The sequence below is a fragment of the Paraburkholderia strydomiana genome (assembly GCF_046030495.1).
Taxonomy (GTDB): Bacteria; Pseudomonadota; Gammaproteobacteria; order Burkholderiales; family Burkholderiaceae; genus Paraburkholderia; species Paraburkholderia strydomiana_A.
On record NZ_JAQQCJ010000033.1, the window covers coordinates 24,959 to 41,099 of the forward strand.

Here is a 16,141-nt window from a genome sequence, read left to right on the forward strand (position 1 = left end):
TCGATCGCGAACGGGCTCGTCAAAACGCCGGGCAAAAAAAATCCCGCCGCCGGAAACCGGCAACGGGACCCTGACCGAGTAGCGCTCATCACAGCTTAAGCGCCACTCGATCATCGGACACATCGTGCGACGTGCCGAAGTATTTCTACTGCTTATCGACTGCTTACGGACGGCTGCCCGTCGGGAACGGCCATGCCGCTGCCGGGTTCAGCGCGGTCTTCACCGTCGCCGCCGGTGCGCTCGAGACAGAAGTCGCTGCGGGTGCAGGCGCTGCCTTCTTGGCGACAGCCTTCTTCGCAGGAGCAGCCTTCTTCGCAGGAGCAGCCGCCTTCTTCGCAGCAGCCTTCTTGGCAGGCGCAGCCTTTTTAGCGGCAGCCTTTTTCGCGGGCGCAGCCTTTTTAGCAGCAGCCTTTTTCGCGGGCGCAGCCTTCTTCGCAGCAGCCTTCTTGGCCGGTGCAGCCTTCTTCGCTGCGGCCTTCTTCGCCGGTGCTGCCTTCTTCGCTGCAACCTTCTTCACTGCGGCTTTCTTCGCCGGTGCAGCCTTCTTGGCCGGTGCTGCCTTCTTTGCCGCGACCTTCTTCACAGCAACTTTCTTCGCTGCGACTTTCTTCGCTGCAACCTTCTTGGCCGGCGCAGCTTTCTTCGCTGCAACCTTCTTCGCCGGTGCTGCCTTCTTCGCTGCAACCTTCTTCACTGCGACTTTCTTGGCAGCGACTTTCTTTGCCGGCGCAGCTTTCTTAGCCGGAGCAGCCTTCTTTGCTGCGACCTTCTTCGCTGCGGGTTTCTTAGCGGCGGCTTTCTTTGCAGTTGCCATCATTTTCTCCTTCAGGTTTTCAGATGAGAGTCAGTTCAAACTACACCCTTCGTCAAAACCCGCTTCCCGCGGACGCTTCTCAGGGCGCGCGCTACGAAGCGGGCTATTCATCGGCGTACGCAGGTGCCGCGCGCTTACGCTAATGAATGCGGTAAGGCGCGCCGTGCCACAAGGCACCGCGCGCCAGATCTGGTCGGCGTTCAAGCGGAACGCCGGCAATTGCTTGATCGAGCCGCTGGCGGCGTCGCCAGCGGCTTTTTCCGGGGGGAAGTCTGCCCATCCCACTGAAGGGTTCGCAAAGTGCCTGTCATGTTTGTGGGCCGCTAAGGCACCGGGCACGCTTTGCATCAGGCGGTTCTGCTCCTAACCAAATTTGCCGCGGCCGAAGCCGGCGGCATCCCCATCGATGAATGCATCTGCGACACGAACCCGGATCACTCCCAGGTCAGCGCGCCGCCCGTTTGATATTCGATCACTCGCGTCTCGAAGAAGTTGCGTTCCTTCTTCAGGTCGATCATCTCGCTCATCCACGGGAACGGGTTTTCCTCGTTCGGGTACAGCGGATCGAGACCGATCTGCTGGCAACGGCGGTTGCAGATGAAGCGCAGATAGCTCTTGAACATCGACGCATTGAGGCCGAGCACCCCGCGCGGCATCGTGTCTTCTGCGTAACGATATTCAAGTTCGACGGCCTGCTGGAAGATCTCGCGGATTTCCGCGCGGAACTCAGCCGTCCAGAGTTGCGGGTTTTCGAGTTTGATCTGGTTGATCAGGTCGATGCCGAAGTTGCAGTGCATCGACTCGTCGCGCAGGATGTACTGGTATTGCTCCGCCGCGCCGGTCATCTTGTTCTGACGGCCAAGCGCCAGGATTTGTGTAAAGCCGACGTAGAAGAACAGGCCTTCCATCACACAGGCGAACACGATCAGCGAGCGCAGCAGAGTCTGGTCTGTCTCGAGCGTGCCGGTCTTGAAGCCCGGATCGGTCAGCACGTTGATGTACGGAATCAGGAATTCGTCTTTCGCGCGGATCGAGGTGACCTCGTGATACGCGTTGAAGATTTCGCCTTCGTCGAGGCCCAGCGATTCGACGATGTACTGGTAAGCGTGCGTGTGGATCGCCTCTTCGAACGCCTGGCGCAGCAGGAACTGGCGGCATTCGGGCGCCGTGATGTGGCGGTAGGTGCCCAGCACGATGTTGTTGGCGGCCAGCGAGTCGGCCGTCACGAAGAAGCCCAGGTTGCGCTTGACGATGCGGCGCTCGTCTTCCGTCAGACCGTTCGGGTCTTTCCACAAGGCGATGTCGCGCGACATGTTCACTTCTTGCGGCATCCAGTGGTTGGCGCAACCAGCCAGATACTTTTCCCAGGCCCACTTGTACTTGAACGGCACCAACTGATTGACGTCGGTCTGGCCGTTGATGATGCGCTTGTCGGCGACATTGACCCGCGCTTCCGAAACGGCAGCCGCGCCGGAAGCGTGAGCGACGGGAGCGACAGCGATGTCGTTCGCGAACACGTCTTGAGCCGAGGGAGCATGAGGAGCGGAACGCGTTCCGACTTGCGAACCGACAGCCGGTCCCGCTGCGTTGCGCAACGCATTCTGTTGCGCGCCGCTCGAGGGAGTTACGGCAGTGATCTCGTCATCCCAGTTGAGCATAAATGTCACCATCAATTTAGAACGGTTTGTACCATCTTTTCACGAGCGATAAAAGAGTTCGCTTGCGAAAAATCCTGTTTTCGATTCGCGTTGCTACGTTCATACAACACTTTGTTCAACAGACTGTGTATGACGCTTCGAGTGAAGCGTGTTGAACGCGTGTCGTCGACGTGCTTCGCGAGCTCGAAGAGCAACGTGTCGAAGCGACATTTCGCTGCTCTATCTATCTGTATCGCGGAGTGTGTTTGCAGCGTCTTGCGCTTGCCGACTGCTTGCTGACTGCTTGCTGACTGCTGCCTCGCATTGGCCACTTCGTCAGCGTGAGCGAGGTGAAGTTCAATGCCATGTCGAACGATGCATGCGGCCACCTGGTTGAGCGGTCCATCGTTCGAAGCCGTTTGCTGAGCGCGCTGTGCCGCGCGCTTGGCCTGGTGCCGCCGACTGCCGAGCCCCGCTCTGCTGCCAGGTCTCTTGCTTCACGTCTTCAGTTTGCTGCGTCTTCAGTTGCCTGCACTGCTGTCGATGAGCGGCTCGGCTTCGATCGCGTCACCTTCGTTTCACCTGCTTCGGCCACTCGATCGAAACTGGACCGCTCATCGACTTCACTTCTGTCGCACCTCGATCAGGTGCGCGGATCGCTGCATGCGGGTCATCACCTACAACCTGTCAGCAAACAGCGATCCTGCTGCCTGCCGCGTGCTTACTGGCAAGCCTCGCACTCTTCAAAGCCAGGGTCGCCCGGACGCATCATGCACACCGGACCATCCGCTTCCGGCGCTGCGTCCACCGCGCCTGCCGGCGTTGCTGCAGCAGCCTGAATGCCGCCCGACGCCGCACCGCCGCTCACGCCGAAGCCGCCCGCTGCGCCACCTGCTGCACCGCCCGAACCTTCGCCGCCACCCGAGCTCACCGCGTTCAGCGCGCCGTGCGCCACCGTCGACTTCTCGACGTGCGTCGCCGCCATCGTGCGCAGGTAGTAGGTCGTCTTCAGACCGCGCACCCATGCGAGCTTGTAGATTTCGTCGAGCTTCTTGCCCGACGCGCCGCCCATGTAGATGTTCAGCGACTGCGCCTGGTCGATCCACTTCTGACGACGCGAGGCCGCTTCGACGAGCCACACCGGATCGAGTTCGAACGCGGTCGCGTAGATCGCGCGCAGGTCGGCCGGGATACGGTCGATGCGCGAGAGCGTGCCGTCGAAGTACTTCAGGTCGGCGACCATCACTTCGTCCCACAGGCCGCGCGCCTTCAGATCGCGCACCAGGTAGTCGTTGACCACCGTGAATTCGCCCGACAGGTTCGACTTCACATACAGGTTCTGGAACGTCGGTTCGATACAGGCCGACACGCCGATGATGTTCGAGATCGTCGCCGTCGGCGCGATCGCGACGCAGTTCGAGTTGCGCATGCCGTAGGTGGCGATGCGCGAACGCAGTTCGGTCCAGTCCATCGACTCGCTCGAATCGACTTCGACGTAACCGCCGCGCGCGTCGGCGAGCAGCTTCACCGAGTCTTGCGGGAGGATGCCGCGATCCCACAGCGAGCCACGGTAGCTCGAGTAACGGCCGCGCTCCTGCGCCAGTTCGGTCGATGCGTAGTAAGCGTAGTAGCAGACCGCTTCCATCGACGTGTCGGCGAACTGGACCGCCTCTTGCGACGCGTACGGCGTGCGCAGCAGATGCAGGCAGTCCTGGAAGCCCATGATGCCCATGCCGACCGGACGGTGCTTCAGGTTCGAGTTACGGGCCTTGGCGACCGCGTAGTAGTTGATGTCGATCACGTTGTCGAGCATGCGCATCGCCACGCTGACGGTGCGCTTGAGCTTGTCGTGGTCGAGCGCGAGCGTGCCGTCGGCCTGTTCCTTCAGGTGCGCGACGAGGTTCACCGAGCCCAGGTTGCAGACCGCGATTTCCGCGTCGCTGGTGTTCAGCGTGATTTCCGTGCACAGGTTCGACGAGTGGACGACGCCGACGTGCTGTTGCGGCGAGCGCACATTGCACGGATCCTTGAACGTGATCCACGGATGGCCGGTTTCGAACAGCATGCCCAGCATCTTGCGCCACAGTTGCGCCGCCGGAATTCTCTTGAACAGCTTGATCTCGCCGCGAGCGACCTTGTCTTCGTAAGCCGTGTAAGCCGCTTCGAACTCGGCGCCGAACAGGTCGTGCAGGTCCGGGCAGGTGGACGGCGAGAACAGCGTCCAGTCGCCGCCTTCCATCACGCGCTTCATGAACAGGTCGGGAATCCAGTTCGCCGTGTTCATGTCGTGCGTGCGGCGACGGTCGTCACCGGTGTTCTTGCGCAGCTCGAGGAATTCCTCGATGTCGAGGTGCCACGTTTCCAGGTACGCGCACACCGCGCCCTTGCGCTTGCCGCCCTGGTTCACGGCGACCGCCGTGTCGTTGACGACCTTCAGGAACGGCACGACGCCTTGCGACTTGCCGTTGGTGCCCTTGATGTGCGAGCCGAGCGCACGCACACGCGTCCAGTCGTTGCCCAGACCGCCGGCGAACTTCGAGAGGAGCGCGTTTTCCTTCAGCGCTTCGTAGATGCCGTCGAGGTCGTCGTCGACCGTCGTCAGGTAGCACGACGACAGTTGCGAACGGCGCGTGCCCGAGTTGAACAAAGTGGGCGTGGACGACATGAAGTCGAAGCTCGACAGCACGTTGTAGAACTCGATCGCGCGCGCTTCGCGGTCGATCTCGTTCAGCGACAGGCCCATCGCGACACGCATAAAGAATGCCTGCGGCATTTCGATGCGCACGTTGTCGTGATGCAGGAAGTAGCGGTCATACAGCGTTTGCAGACCGAGGTAGCCGAATTGCAGGTCGCGGTTATTGTCGAGCGCGGCGCCGAGGCGCTTCAGGTCGAACTGCAGCAGCTTGTCGTCGAGCAGCTCGGCTTGCACGCCGCGCTTGATGAACTGCGGGAAGTATTCGGCGTAACGCTCGCCCATTTCGGCTTGCGTGACTTCTTCTTCGAGGATCTCGCGGCGGATCGTGTGCAGCAGGATGCGCGCGGTGACCTGGCTGTACGCCGGGTCCTTTTCGATCATCGTGCGCGCAGCGAGAATGGCCGAGTCGTAGACCTGGCTCATCGGCACGCCTTCGTACAGATTCTTCACCGTTTCCGCGATGATCGGGTCGGCGCTCACGGCGTCGCCCAGGTTCGCGCAAGCGGATTCGATGATGCCGCGCAGCGCGACCAGATCGAGCGGACGCGTGACACCGTTGTCGGTGACGTTCAGACCCGGCGCGCTCGCGGCGACCTGCTCGTCGTGACCGCGCGCCTGCGTGCGCTTCTCGCGGTACAGCACGTACGCACGCGCGACGTTATGCTCGCCGCCGCGCATCAGCGCGAGTTCGACCTGATCCTGAATGTCTTCGATATGGAACGTGCCGCCGTTCGGGCGGCTGCGCACGAGCGCGCGCACCACGCTCTGCGTGAGTTGCTCGACCAGTTCGCGCACGCGCGCCGATGCCGCGCCCTGACCACCGTTGACGGCGAGGAACGCCTTCGTCACGGCGATGGCGATCTTCGACGGTTCGAACGACACCACGCTGCCATTGCGACGGATCACCTTGTAGTCGGCGTAGGTCGTCTGCGGCGCGAGCGCCTGGGCGCCTTGTGCCTGGCCAAAGGCCTGGCCAGTCGGTGAACCCTCGTACCGGGTCGTCACGTTGTCGGTGGTTTGCATGTGCAAAGCTCCTGGTCCTGGAAATGTTGCGGCGAGTGCCGCGGATTAAATCGAACGCTGCGCCGCCGCGAGCGGAAGCGCTGAGGGGTAGGAAAAAGACCGGCCGGGCCGGTTGGCGGGATGCGACTGCGATGAAGCCTGGTTCGAATTCGTAACGGTCTTCATCGGATGTGTCGCGATCACTTGCTGTGCCCTTTTCCTGAATGCTTCTGGAGGCGGCCGGCGGTCTCTACCGGTTGCGCCCCAAAGATTTTTTTCGCTGCTGGAATGCTTGCGGCGCCATGTTCCACCGAACGGGGCGCCGCTGATTTATGCACCGGGTTATCCACACAGTTATGCACACTCGACACAAGATATAGTGTGCAACCGAATCTACGGCACCAAGTATAGTGGAGATTCAAGGCAGGTCAAATCGTTTTATTTGGCCTGTCGGGGTTGACTTTTTGCATCGCGCGTTGCGAAGCCATCTCCCGGAGAACGAGGCTGCGCCTGGCTCTCCTCGCATCACGCGAACTCGCGCGAAGGGGCGTTACCGCGTTTTGGAAAACTTGAGATAGGGGAAGTACTGATCCGCAAGCGCCGTATCTTTTTGCAGCCGCTGCCACTCGAAATACGGCCCTGGATCGGTTTTGCGACCAGGGGCGATGTCAGAGTGACCGGCCAGCGCGTCGACCGGATAGCGCGCCTTCAGCGCGCTCACCAGGGCACCGAGCGTGCGGTATTGCGCCGCTTCGAAGGCAGTGGTGTCACTGCCCTCCAGTTCGATGCCGATCGAGAAATCGTTGCAGCGCTCGCGGCCGAAAAAATTCGACGGCCCCGCGTGCCACGCGCGCTCGTTGCACGACACGAACTGTTCGAGCGCGCCGTCGCGATGAATCACGAAATGCGCCGACACCCGCACGCCGCGCAGGTGCGAGTCGTAGTACGGGTGTGCATCGCAGTCGAGCGTGTTCTGGAACAGTTCGGCGATCGCCGTGCCGCCGAACTCATCGGGCGGCAGGCTGATGTTGTGGACGACGATGAGCGTGGGCACGGCCCCGGCGGGCCGCGCTTCGAAATTCGGCGATGGCAGTTGGCGAGCGGCGGCGACCCAGCCGTCTGCATCGACGGCGAATTCGACGCTCATCGAGCGTCGCGGCCCGAGGGACGCGCGCCGTGACGCTGCGCGTGCGCGGCGCTGCAGAACGGCTGCCCCGCCACCACGACCGAGTCGCTCTTCGGCGCGTGCACGCCGCATTCGACGCAGCGGATCATCGGCTCGGCGAGTTGCGGCGCGGCGCCCGGATGCGCGCCGCCGTTGGCGGCGCCATCCGCACTTCTAGCGCCGGCGCCCTGCGCGCCCGTGCCGGTGCGGCGGGCCGTTTGCGCATCATGACGGCGCACCGCCTTCACCAGCCATTGGCCGACGATGAACAGCAGGATCAGCAAAAAAATTTGTCGCATGGGGACACGCTCACACTACGGCACGGTGCAACAGCACCTCGAAAACAAAACGGCTGCCGACGTACGCCAGCAACAGCGCGACGAACGACGCCAGCACCCAGCGCAATGCCGCACGGCCGCGCCAGCCGGATACCTTGCGCGCGGTCAGCAACGCGCCGAACATCACCCAGGAAAGAATCGCGAAGACGGTCTTGTGATCGAGCCGCAACGCGCGGTCGACCAGTTGCTCGCTGAACAGGATGCCCGATAGGAGCGTGAGCGTCAGCAGCACGAAGCCCGCGCCGATCAGGCGGAACAGCAGCTTCTCCAGTGTCAGCAGCGGCGGCAGCGTGTCGAGCCAGCTCGACAGCCAGCCATTGCTCGCGGCGGCCGCGTGCCGCTGCGCGGGGCCGCCGCGCATCGCATGCAGACGCCGCTCGACGAGCAGCATCAGAATGGCGTGCAGCGCCGCGATCGCAAAGAGACCATACGCGATGTTGGCGATCAGGAAGTGCAGCTTGAACATCGGCGCGGCCGAATAGGGCAGCACGCGCACGCCGTTGAAGGCCAGCGGCAACAGCGACGCGACGCACGCGAGCGGCAACACGAGCACACGCAGGCCATCGAGCGGAAAGAAAAAACTCTCGATCCAGTAGATGCCGGCGCCGAGCCAGAACATCGCCGACAGCGCGAACGCGAAGCCGAACACCATCGCGTTCTGCGGGAAGATGGTGGTATGCAGCAGCACGCCATGGGCGAGCAGCGCGACGAACAGCAGCGCGCGGCCCGGCGTGCTCATGCCCGAAGCGGCCGAAGCGACCGGGACATTCGCGGCAGCGGGCATCGGCGGCACGCTCTCCAGCATGGGACGCGCGGCGGCGTGCCGGTGCGAGCGCCAGCCTGCCACGGCAAGACCGCCATAGAGGAGCGCAGTGAGGGCATACAGTACAATATCCATATTCGAAGTTTACACTAGGCCCCTACTCCGCGACGTCTTCCACGTTGCGTGCTGCGCGGGCCGCACTGTTCATCGCTCCCCATGCTCGACAATCTGACTCAACGGATGGCGCGCGTCGTCAAGACGCTGCGCGGCGAAGCCCGGCTCACCGAGGCGAACACCCAGGAAATGCTGCGCGAAGTTCGCCTGGCGCTCCTCGAGGCCGACGTGGCGCTGCCCGTCGTGCGCGAGTTCATCGCCAAGGTGAAGGAAAAGGCGCTCGGCGAAGAGGTCATCAGCAGTCTGTCGCCGGGTCAGGCGCTGGTCGGCGTGGTGCAGCGCGAGCTGACCGCGATCATCGGCGGCGACTACGAAGGCAAGGCGGTCGAGCTCAATCTCGCCGTCACGCCGCCGGCCGTCATTCTGATGGCGGGTCTGCAGGGCGCGGGTAAGACGACCACGGTCGGCAAGCTCGCCAAGCTGCTGCGCGAGAAGTACAAGAAGAAAGTGCTGACGGTTTCGTGCGACGTCTACCGGCCTGCCGCTATCGCACAGTTGAAGACGGTGACCGAGCAGGTCGGTGCGGATTTCTTCCCGTCGGAACCGGACCAGAAGCCGGTCGACATCGCGCGCGCCGCCGTGGACTGGGCGAGGCGCCACTACCACGACGTGCTGCTGGTGGACACGGCCGGCCGCCTGGGTATCGACGAAGCGATGATGCAGGAAATCGCCGCGCTTCACCGTGAATTGAAGCCGGCGGAAACGCTCTTCGTCGTCGACGCGATGCTCGGCCAGGACGCGGTGAACACCGCCAAGGCGTTCAGCGACGCACTGCCGCTCACCGGCGTGGTCCTCACCAAGCTCGACGGCGACTCGCGCGGTGGCGCGGCGCTCTCCGTGCGCCACGTGACGGGCAAGCCGATCAAGTTCGTCGGTGTCGCGGAAAAACTCGACGGCCTCGAAATCTTCTACCCGGATCGGATGGCGAACCGGATTCTCGGCATGGGCGACATTCTCGCTCTCGTCGAAGAAGCGCAACGCGGCGTGGATGTTCAAGCCGCACAGAAGCTCGCCGACAAGGTCAAGAAAGGCGGCGACTTCGACCTCAACGATTTCCGTGCGCAGCTCACGCAAATGAAGGGCATGGGTGGCCTGTCGTCGCTGATGGACAAACTGCCCGCGCAGTTCCAGCAGGCCGCCGCTGGCGCCGACATGGGCCAAGCCGAAAAGCAGATGCGCCGCATGGAAGGCATCATCAACTCGATGACCCCGCTGGAGCGCGCCAAGCCCGATCTGATCAAGGCTACGCGCAAGCGCCGCATTGCCGCGGGCGCGGGCGTGCAGGTGCAGGAAGTCAACCGCATGCTGAACCAGTACGACCAGATGCGCACGATGATGAAGAAGCTCAAGGGCGGCAATCTGCAGAAGATGATGCGAGGCATGAAGGGCATGTTGCCCGGCATGCGCTAAGCTTTAGCAAAACGATGGGCGCGCGCCACGTACACGAAGCACGGCGCGCGCGGCTGACGCCAGGCTCGTGCGGGTTTATTCTGTACCGCAGGCCGCCGTTGCCCAAGGGAGCTTCCTGCGGGGCGCTCTCTCACCCTATGTATACAGTTACCGCCCGCCAGACGTCATGAACCGCGAAGAAGCCCTCCACATTTTTAGCCACTCCGAAGAAATCGTTTCGGCCAGCGACGTCAACGCGTCGATCAGCGGCATGGCGGCCGCCATTCGCGACGAGATGAGCGAGGATTTCCCGCTCGTGCTGTCGGTGATGGGTGGCGCCGCGGTGTTCACCGGCATGCTGCTGCCGCACCTCGATTTCCCGCTCGAGTTCGACTACATCCATCTGACTCGCTACCGCAACACCACCAAGGGCGGCAACGAGATGCAGTGGCGCGTCGCGCCGGCCGAGTCGGTGAAGGACCGCGTCGTGCTGGTGCTCGACGACATCCTCGACGAAGGCGAGACGATGGCCGCGATCCGCGACCGCATCCTTGCGATGGGCGCGAAGCGCTTCCTGTCCGCGGTGCTGTGCGAGAAGATCATTCCGAAGGCCAAGCCGCTGCGCCCTGATTACTGCGGCTTCGAAGTGCCGGACCGCTACGTGTTCGGCTGCGGGATGGACGCAAAGGGTTACTGGCGCAACCTGCCGACGATTCGCGCGCTGACAGAAGGGGCTTGATCGAAACCTGTTCGACCGCGCCGCTGCCATGGCGGCATGTGTCGATCCCTGCAAAGAGATGGCGTAAAAAAAAGCGGCCCGTGTGGGCCGCTTTTTTGTTGGTGCGCCAGGAGCGCAATGTGAGCGCACTCAATGCCTTTGCAGAACGGTTCTCGCGCGGCCCCGCTTCACAGGTGCTGCACGAATGAGCGGATGCCGCCGAGCATCATCTCGACCGAGATCGCCACCAGCACGAGGCCCATCAGCCGCTCGAAGGCCGCCATCGTGCGCTCGCCGAGCAGGACCTGAATGCGCTCGGCCAGCATCAGCACGATCGCGCAGACGATCATCGTGACGGTCAGCGCGCCGATCCACTCGAACATCTTGCCGGGCGCCTGCGACGTCAGCAGCATGACCGTCGCCAGCGCCGATGGGCCCGCCAGCGCCGGAATCGCGAGCGGCACGATGAGCGGCTCGCCGCCGCGCGCGTCGCCGCCGAACGGACCGTCCGGATGCGGGAACACCATTCTCAGCGCGATCAGAAACAGCACGATCCCGCCGCCGATGCGCAACGACTGGTCGCTCAGGCTCATCATGCGCAAAAAGCCTTGGCCCAGCACCATGAAGATCAGCAGGATCGCGAAGGCGATCGCCACTTCGCGCAGAATGACGACCGTGCGACGCTCGGGCGCCACCCCGCGCAGGCAACTAATGAAGAGCGGAATGTTGCCGAGCGGATCGGTGATCAGGATCAGCAGGACGGTGGCCGAGAGGAAGGTGTACTCCACCGTCCGCTCCGCTTAGCGCGCCAACGCCGCGCGCACTTTCCCGATGACCGTCTGGGCGGCGTCCTCGACCGGCAGCAGCGTCGCTTCGGCATCGCGGCGGCCCTGGTATTCGAGCTTGCCGTCCTTCAGGCCACGGTCGCCGATCACGAGACGGTGCGGCACGCCGATCAGCTCCCAGTCGGCGAACATCACGCCGGGGCGCTCACCACGATCGTCGAGAATCACGTCGATGCCCGCTTCGACCAGGGCCGCGTACAGCTTGTCGGCCTGCTCGCGCACGGCCTCGCTGCGGTCATAGCCCATCGGACACAGCACGACTTCGAACGGCGCGATCGACTCCGGCCAGATGATGCCCTTGTCGTCGAAATTCTGTTCGATCGCGGCGCCGAGAATACGCGTGATGCCGATACCGTAGCAGCCCATTTCCATCGGCTGCGGCTTGCCGGTTTCGTCGAGGCAGTTCGCGTTCATCGCTTCCGAATACTTGGTGCCGAGCTGGAACACGTGGCCCACTTCGATACCGCGGCAGATGTCGATCTCGCCCTTGCCGTCCGGCGACGGATCGCCCTTCTTCACGTTGCGGATGTCGGCGACGACCGGCTCCGGCAGATCGCGGCCCCAGTTCACCCCGGCGATGTGGTAATCCACCTCGTTCGCGCCGACCACGAAATCGCTCATGTTCGCGACCGTGCGATCCGCGACAACCTTGACCGGCTTCTTCGTGTTGATCGGACCGAGGTAACCCGGCGGCGTACCGAAAGTTGCAATGATTTCGGCTTCGGTTGCCATGCGGAAGTCGGCCAGACCGGGGAGCTTGCTCGCCTTGATCTCGTTCAGATCGTGATCGCCGCGCAGCATCAGCAGCCAGATGGTCGGCTCGGCACCTTCGTTTTCCGTTGCCAGCACGATCGACTTGATCGTGCGTTCGAGCGGAATGTTCAGCAGTTCGGCGACGGCCTCGCACTTCGCCTTGCCGGGCGTCGCGGTCCTGGTCATGGCTTCGGCCGGCGTGGCGCGTTGCGCGTAGAGCGGCAGCGCTTCGGCCGCTTCGACGTTCGCGGCGAAGTCCGAGGTCGGGCAGTAGGCGATCGCGTCTTCGCCCGTGTCGGCGATCACGTGAAATTCGTGCGAGCCGCTACCGCCGATCGAACCGTTGTCCGCGGCCACCGCGCGGAAGTCCAGACCGAGGCGCGTGAAGATGCGCACGTACGCGTCGTACATCTTGCGATACGACTCGCGCAGACCTTCGGCGTCCTTGTCGAACGAGTACGCGTCTTTCATGATGAACTCGCGGCCGCGCATCACGCCGAAACGCGGACGGATCTCGTCGCGGAACTTCGTCTGGACCTGATAGAAGTTGACCGGCAACTGGCGATAGCTCTTGATCTGGTTGCGCGCGATGTCCGTGACTACTTCTTCGTGCGTCGGGCCGAGCACGAAATCGGACTGCTTGCGGTCTTTAAAGCGCAGCAACTCGGGGCCGTACTTTTCCCAGCGGCCCGATTCCTGCCACAACTCGGCCGGCTGCACCGACGGCATCAGCAATTCAATCCCGCCTGCCCGGTTCATTTCTTCGCGCACGATGGCTTCCACCTTGCGGATCGAACGCAGGCCGACCGGCAGGTAGTTATAGATACCGCCGGCGACGCGGCGGATCATGCCGGCGCGCACCATGAGCTTGTGGCTGACGATTTCGGCGTCGGCGGGAGCTTCTTTCAAAGTGCCGATAAAGAAACGGGAAGCTTTCATTCAGATTATCCAAAAGCGGCGGCTCCGGAGGGACCGCCCGAAAGGTGAAAACGGTGGGGAAATCGATACAGATCCGGCGCTGAGCCAGCACGGTTCGCCTGACACCGGCAACGACGCTGCCCGAGCGCGGCGCCGAAGCCGCGCGCAAAGCTTATGCACAAGGGATAAGGCCCGGAAAGACTGACAGGCTACCGCAAATACGGGGCTTTTGCGGCGATTCGTTCCATTCTGGTGCGATTCGGTGCGTCGGGTCCGTTATCTGTTTATAATCAAAGCAATTTTAAAGGATTCGAAGGTGGTTGTATGCTGGATCGTGAAGGCTTTCGCCCGAACGTCGGCATCATCCTCTTGAACGCGCACAACGAGGTGTTTTGGGGCAAACGGCTCCGTGAACATTCCTGGCAGTTTCCGCAAGGGGGCATCAAGTACGGAGAGACCCCCGTGCAAGCGATGTATCGGGAGTTACACGAAGAAACCGGACTGCTTCCTGAGCACGTCAAGGTGATCGGTCGCACGCGCGACTGGTTGCGTTACGAGGTGCCTGACAAGTTCATCAAGCGCGAAGTACGCGGTCATTACCGCGGCCAGAAGCAAATCTGGTTCTTGCTCCGGATGGTGGGACGCGACTGCGACATCTGCTTGCGCGCCACCGACCACCCTGAGTTCGATGCGTGGCGCTGGAACGAGTACTGGGTGCCGCTCGACTGTGTGATCGAGTTCAAGCGGGATGTGTATCAGTTGGCGCTGACGGAGCTATCCCGTTTCATGCGCCGGGCTGCGCCGCGTGCGGAAAAACCTGGCGGGCACCATGGGCCGCGTTATCCCCGGATAGCGTCGTCGATGGAAAGTCCACCGGATTCCACGGTAATGACGGTGACTTCCATCACCACCGTCAGCGTCGAAACATCGGTTCACGTCACGATCGCGTCCGATTGCGGTCAGGATTCCAGGTCAGCGGCCGAGGTGGGCGCCGATCCGGAACGCCTGGAAGAATCGGCCGACGAAACCGCCGGCTCGCTGTTCCGCCCGGGCGTGCGCAATTAACAACTCTGTGCGGCTGTCCATGCCGCCTCTGCTGGCGCGGCTCCTCGAGCCGCGCCAGTGTTTCGAGGAAACCATATTGAAAGCACTTGCACTCGTCGTGGCGTGTGTCGCCACCGGCGCCCTGCTGGCTGGCTGCTCGAGCGCCAGCAAACCCACCAATAAAGACGACAGCGCGTTTGTCTACCTGCTCGACCGTAAAGGCAACTGGGTTGAAAACCAGGTGGACACCTTGCCGCCGCTGCCGCAAGAGTCGAATCTGCTGCCGTTCGAGGTGTCGGGCAATACACCGCTGCAGTTCGCGATCGACCGGAATTCGCTGAGCGTGGGCACCGACGGCGTGGTGCGCTATACCGTGGTCGTGACGAGCCCAAGCGGCGCTCGCAATGTGAACTACGAAGGAATCCGCTGCGACACTTACGAATGGCGTCTGTATGCGGGCCTGAATGCGGATCATGACGACTGGGACAGGACGGTCGCCAACGAGTTTTCGCGCATCGAGAACGGCGCGCTGAACGCTTATCACGCGGCGCTGTATCAGGACTATATGTGCGCGAACAAGATGCCTACGGGGAAGGCCGCGCAGATTGTCGAAAACATCCGCTACAAGCGTACCGCGACCTCGTTGATTCACTGAGGCGGTGTTCGTAAGCGCGTTTGTTGAATCGTCGTGGACATGAAAAAAGCCGTTCCAGCTTTTGCTGGAACGGCTTTTTTATCGGCCGTACACGTCTGCCGGTCAGTAAATCAGACGAGCACCAGGTTGTCACGGTGGATCAACTCGGGCTCCAGCATGTAGCCGAGCACCGATTCGATCTCGCCGCTCGGACGCCGTTGAATCAGCTTGGTTTCCGCGCTGCTGTAGTTCGTCAGGCCGCGCGCCACTTCGTGCCCCGCGGGGCTCAGGCAAGCGATCACCTCGCCGCGCGCAAAAGCGCCCTGCACACCGACGATGCCAATAGGCAACAAGCTCTTGCCGCCCGCCGTCAGCTTTTCGACCGCACCATCGTCGATCACCACATGGCCGCGCACCTGCAGATGATCGGCCATCCACTGCTTGCGTGCTGCCATCCGTGCAGTGCGCGCGATCAGCTGCGTACCGATCGCCTCGCCTGACGCCAGCCGCGACAGCACATCCGCTTCGCGTCCGCTCGCGATCACCGTATTCGCGCCGCTGTGAGCCGCGCGCTTCGCAGCGAGAATCTTGGTCAACATGCCGCCGCGACCCAGACTCGAACCCGCGCCGCCGGCCATTGCCTCGAGTTCCGGCGCGCCCGCATCGGCTTGCTGAACGAGCGTGGCGCTCGGGTCCTTGCGAGGGTCGGCGGTGAAGAGACCTTGCTGATCGGTGAGGATGACGAGCGCATCACCTTCGATCAGGTTGGCGACCAGCGCGCCCAGCGTGTCGTTGTCACCGAACTTGATTTCGTCGGTAACGACCGTGTCGTTCTCGTTGATGATCGGCACCACTCCCAGACGCAGCAGCGTGAGCAACGTGGAGCGCGCGTTCAGATAGCGTTCGCGGTCGGCCAGGTCCGCGTGAGTGAGCAGAATCTGCGCGGTCTGGATGGAGTGCTCGGCAAAGCGGCTTTCGTAAACCTGCGCAAGGCCCATTTGACCGACGGCCGCGGCCGCCTGCAATTCGTCGATTTCGCGTGGTCGTTTGGTCCAGCCGAGCCGCTGCATTCCCTCGGCGATGGCCCCCGAACTGACCAGCACCACTTCCTTGCCTTGCGCACGCAGCGCGGCAATCTGCGCGGCCCAGCGGCCGATTGCAGCATGATCGAGGCCCCGCCCGTCGTTCGTGACGAGGCTCGAACCGACTTTCACTACCAATCGCCGTGAATCTGCGATGACGGAACGCATTG

The 16,141-nt window shown here is 62.7% G+C and carries 14 protein-coding genes; 4 read left to right on the top strand and 10 right to left on the bottom strand.

Features of this window, described 5'->3' with window-relative positions; translation table 11 throughout:
• Positions 1 to 163: 163 nt before the first annotated feature.
• The 7 genes from PQQ53_RS30995 to PQQ53_RS31025 all read right to left on the bottom strand — a co-directional run bounded on the left by PQQ53_RS30995 (position 164) and on the right by PQQ53_RS31025 (position 8,549).
• Entirely contained in the window at positions 164 to 814 is a 651-nt protein-coding gene (locus PQQ53_RS30995; protein ID WP_408149792.1) for a histone H1-like DNA-binding protein, read from the bottom strand.
• Between the two features lie 30 nt (positions 815 to 844).
• A complete protein-coding gene (locus PQQ53_RS31000; RefSeq protein ID WP_121315743.1) occupies positions 845 to 1,162 on the bottom strand; it encodes a hypothetical protein in 318 nt (105 codons plus the stop codon).
• 86 nt (positions 1,163 to 1,248) lie between these two features.
• The gene (locus PQQ53_RS31005) at positions 1,249 to 2,472 is read right to left on the bottom strand and encodes a ribonucleotide-diphosphate reductase subunit beta (protein WP_121315744.1); all 1,224 of its coding nucleotides are present in this window, start codon (positions 2,470 to 2,472) and stop codon (positions 1,249 to 1,251) included.
• Between the two features lie 700 nt (positions 2,473 to 3,172).
• Positions 3,173 to 6,169: a ribonucleoside-diphosphate reductase subunit alpha gene (locus PQQ53_RS31010; protein WP_408149795.1), complete on the bottom strand. Its 2,997-nt coding sequence runs from the start codon at positions 6,167 to 6,169 to the stop codon at positions 3,173 to 3,175.
• Positions 6,170 to 6,698: 529 nt separating this feature from the next.
• Positions 6,699 to 7,295 carry a 1,6-anhydro-N-acetylmuramyl-L-alanine amidase AmpD gene (gene ampD / locus PQQ53_RS31015; protein WP_408149797.1) on the bottom strand — a complete coding sequence of 199 codons (597 nt, stop codon included), beginning with the start codon at positions 7,293 to 7,295 and terminating at the stop codon, positions 6,699 to 6,701.
• Positions 7,292 to 7,612 (bottom strand): PP0621 family protein, encoded by a 321-nt coding sequence (locus tag PQQ53_RS31020; RefSeq protein WP_408149799.1) that lies wholly within the window; start codon positions 7,610 to 7,612, stop codon positions 7,292 to 7,294. The genes ampD and PQQ53_RS31020 overlap by 4 nt, the downstream gene beginning before the upstream one ends.
• 10 nt (positions 7,613 to 7,622) lie before the next feature.
• Complete coding sequence (locus PQQ53_RS31025) at positions 7,623 to 8,549, bottom strand: cytochrome C assembly family protein (protein ID WP_408328392.1); 927 nt, start codon at positions 8,547 to 8,549, stop codon at positions 7,623 to 7,625.
• A gap of 81 nt (positions 8,550 to 8,630) precedes the next feature.
• Here PQQ53_RS31025 and ffh point away from each other — a divergent pair, with 81 nt between their 5' ends.
• Together ffh and PQQ53_RS31035 are read left to right on the top strand one after the other, a co-directional pair.
• Entirely contained in the window at positions 8,631 to 9,998 is a 1,368-nt protein-coding gene (ffh, locus tag PQQ53_RS31030) for a signal recognition particle protein (protein WP_408149803.1), read from the top strand.
• Between the two features lie 166 nt (positions 9,999 to 10,164).
• The gene (locus tag PQQ53_RS31035) at positions 10,165 to 10,716 is read left to right on the top strand and encodes a hypoxanthine-guanine phosphoribosyltransferase (RefSeq protein ID WP_042320806.1); all 552 of its coding nucleotides are present in this window, start codon (positions 10,165 to 10,167) and stop codon (positions 10,714 to 10,716) included.
• A 167-nt stretch (positions 10,717 to 10,883) separates the two neighbouring features.
• Here PQQ53_RS31035 and PQQ53_RS31040 read toward each other — a convergent pair whose 3' ends face one another.
• Together PQQ53_RS31040 and PQQ53_RS31045 are read right to left on the bottom strand one after the other, a co-directional pair.
• Positions 10,884 to 11,483: a MarC family protein gene (locus PQQ53_RS31040; RefSeq protein WP_408149805.1), complete on the bottom strand. Its 600-nt coding sequence runs from the start codon at positions 11,481 to 11,483 to the stop codon at positions 10,884 to 10,886.
• A 12-nt stretch (positions 11,484 to 11,495) separates the two neighbouring features.
• Positions 11,496 to 13,232 carry a proline--tRNA ligase gene (locus tag PQQ53_RS31045; RefSeq protein WP_408328395.1) on the bottom strand — a complete coding sequence of 579 codons (1,737 nt, stop codon included), beginning with the start codon at positions 13,230 to 13,232 and terminating at the stop codon, positions 11,496 to 11,498.
• Positions 13,233 to 13,535: 303 nt separating this feature from the next.
• On the opposite strand from PQQ53_RS31045, the gene PQQ53_RS31050 reads away from it, so the two are divergent.
• Complete coding sequence (locus tag PQQ53_RS31050; protein ID WP_408149809.1) at positions 13,536 to 14,276, top strand: RNA pyrophosphohydrolase; 741 nt, start codon at positions 13,536 to 13,538, stop codon at positions 14,274 to 14,276.
• A 76-nt stretch (positions 14,277 to 14,352) separates the two neighbouring features.
• A complete protein-coding gene (locus tag PQQ53_RS31055; protein ID WP_408328398.1) occupies positions 14,353 to 14,910 on the top strand; it encodes a CNP1-like family protein in 558 nt (185 codons plus the stop codon).
• 110 nt (positions 14,911 to 15,020) lie between these two features.
• Here the strand turns inward: PQQ53_RS31055 and proB are convergent, their stop codons facing one another.
• The gene (gene proB, locus PQQ53_RS31060; protein ID WP_042320793.1) at positions 15,021 to 16,139 is read right to left on the bottom strand and encodes a glutamate 5-kinase; all 1,119 of its coding nucleotides are present in this window, start codon (positions 16,137 to 16,139) and stop codon (positions 15,021 to 15,023) included.
• Between the last annotated feature and the right edge of the window lie 2 nt (positions 16,140 to 16,141).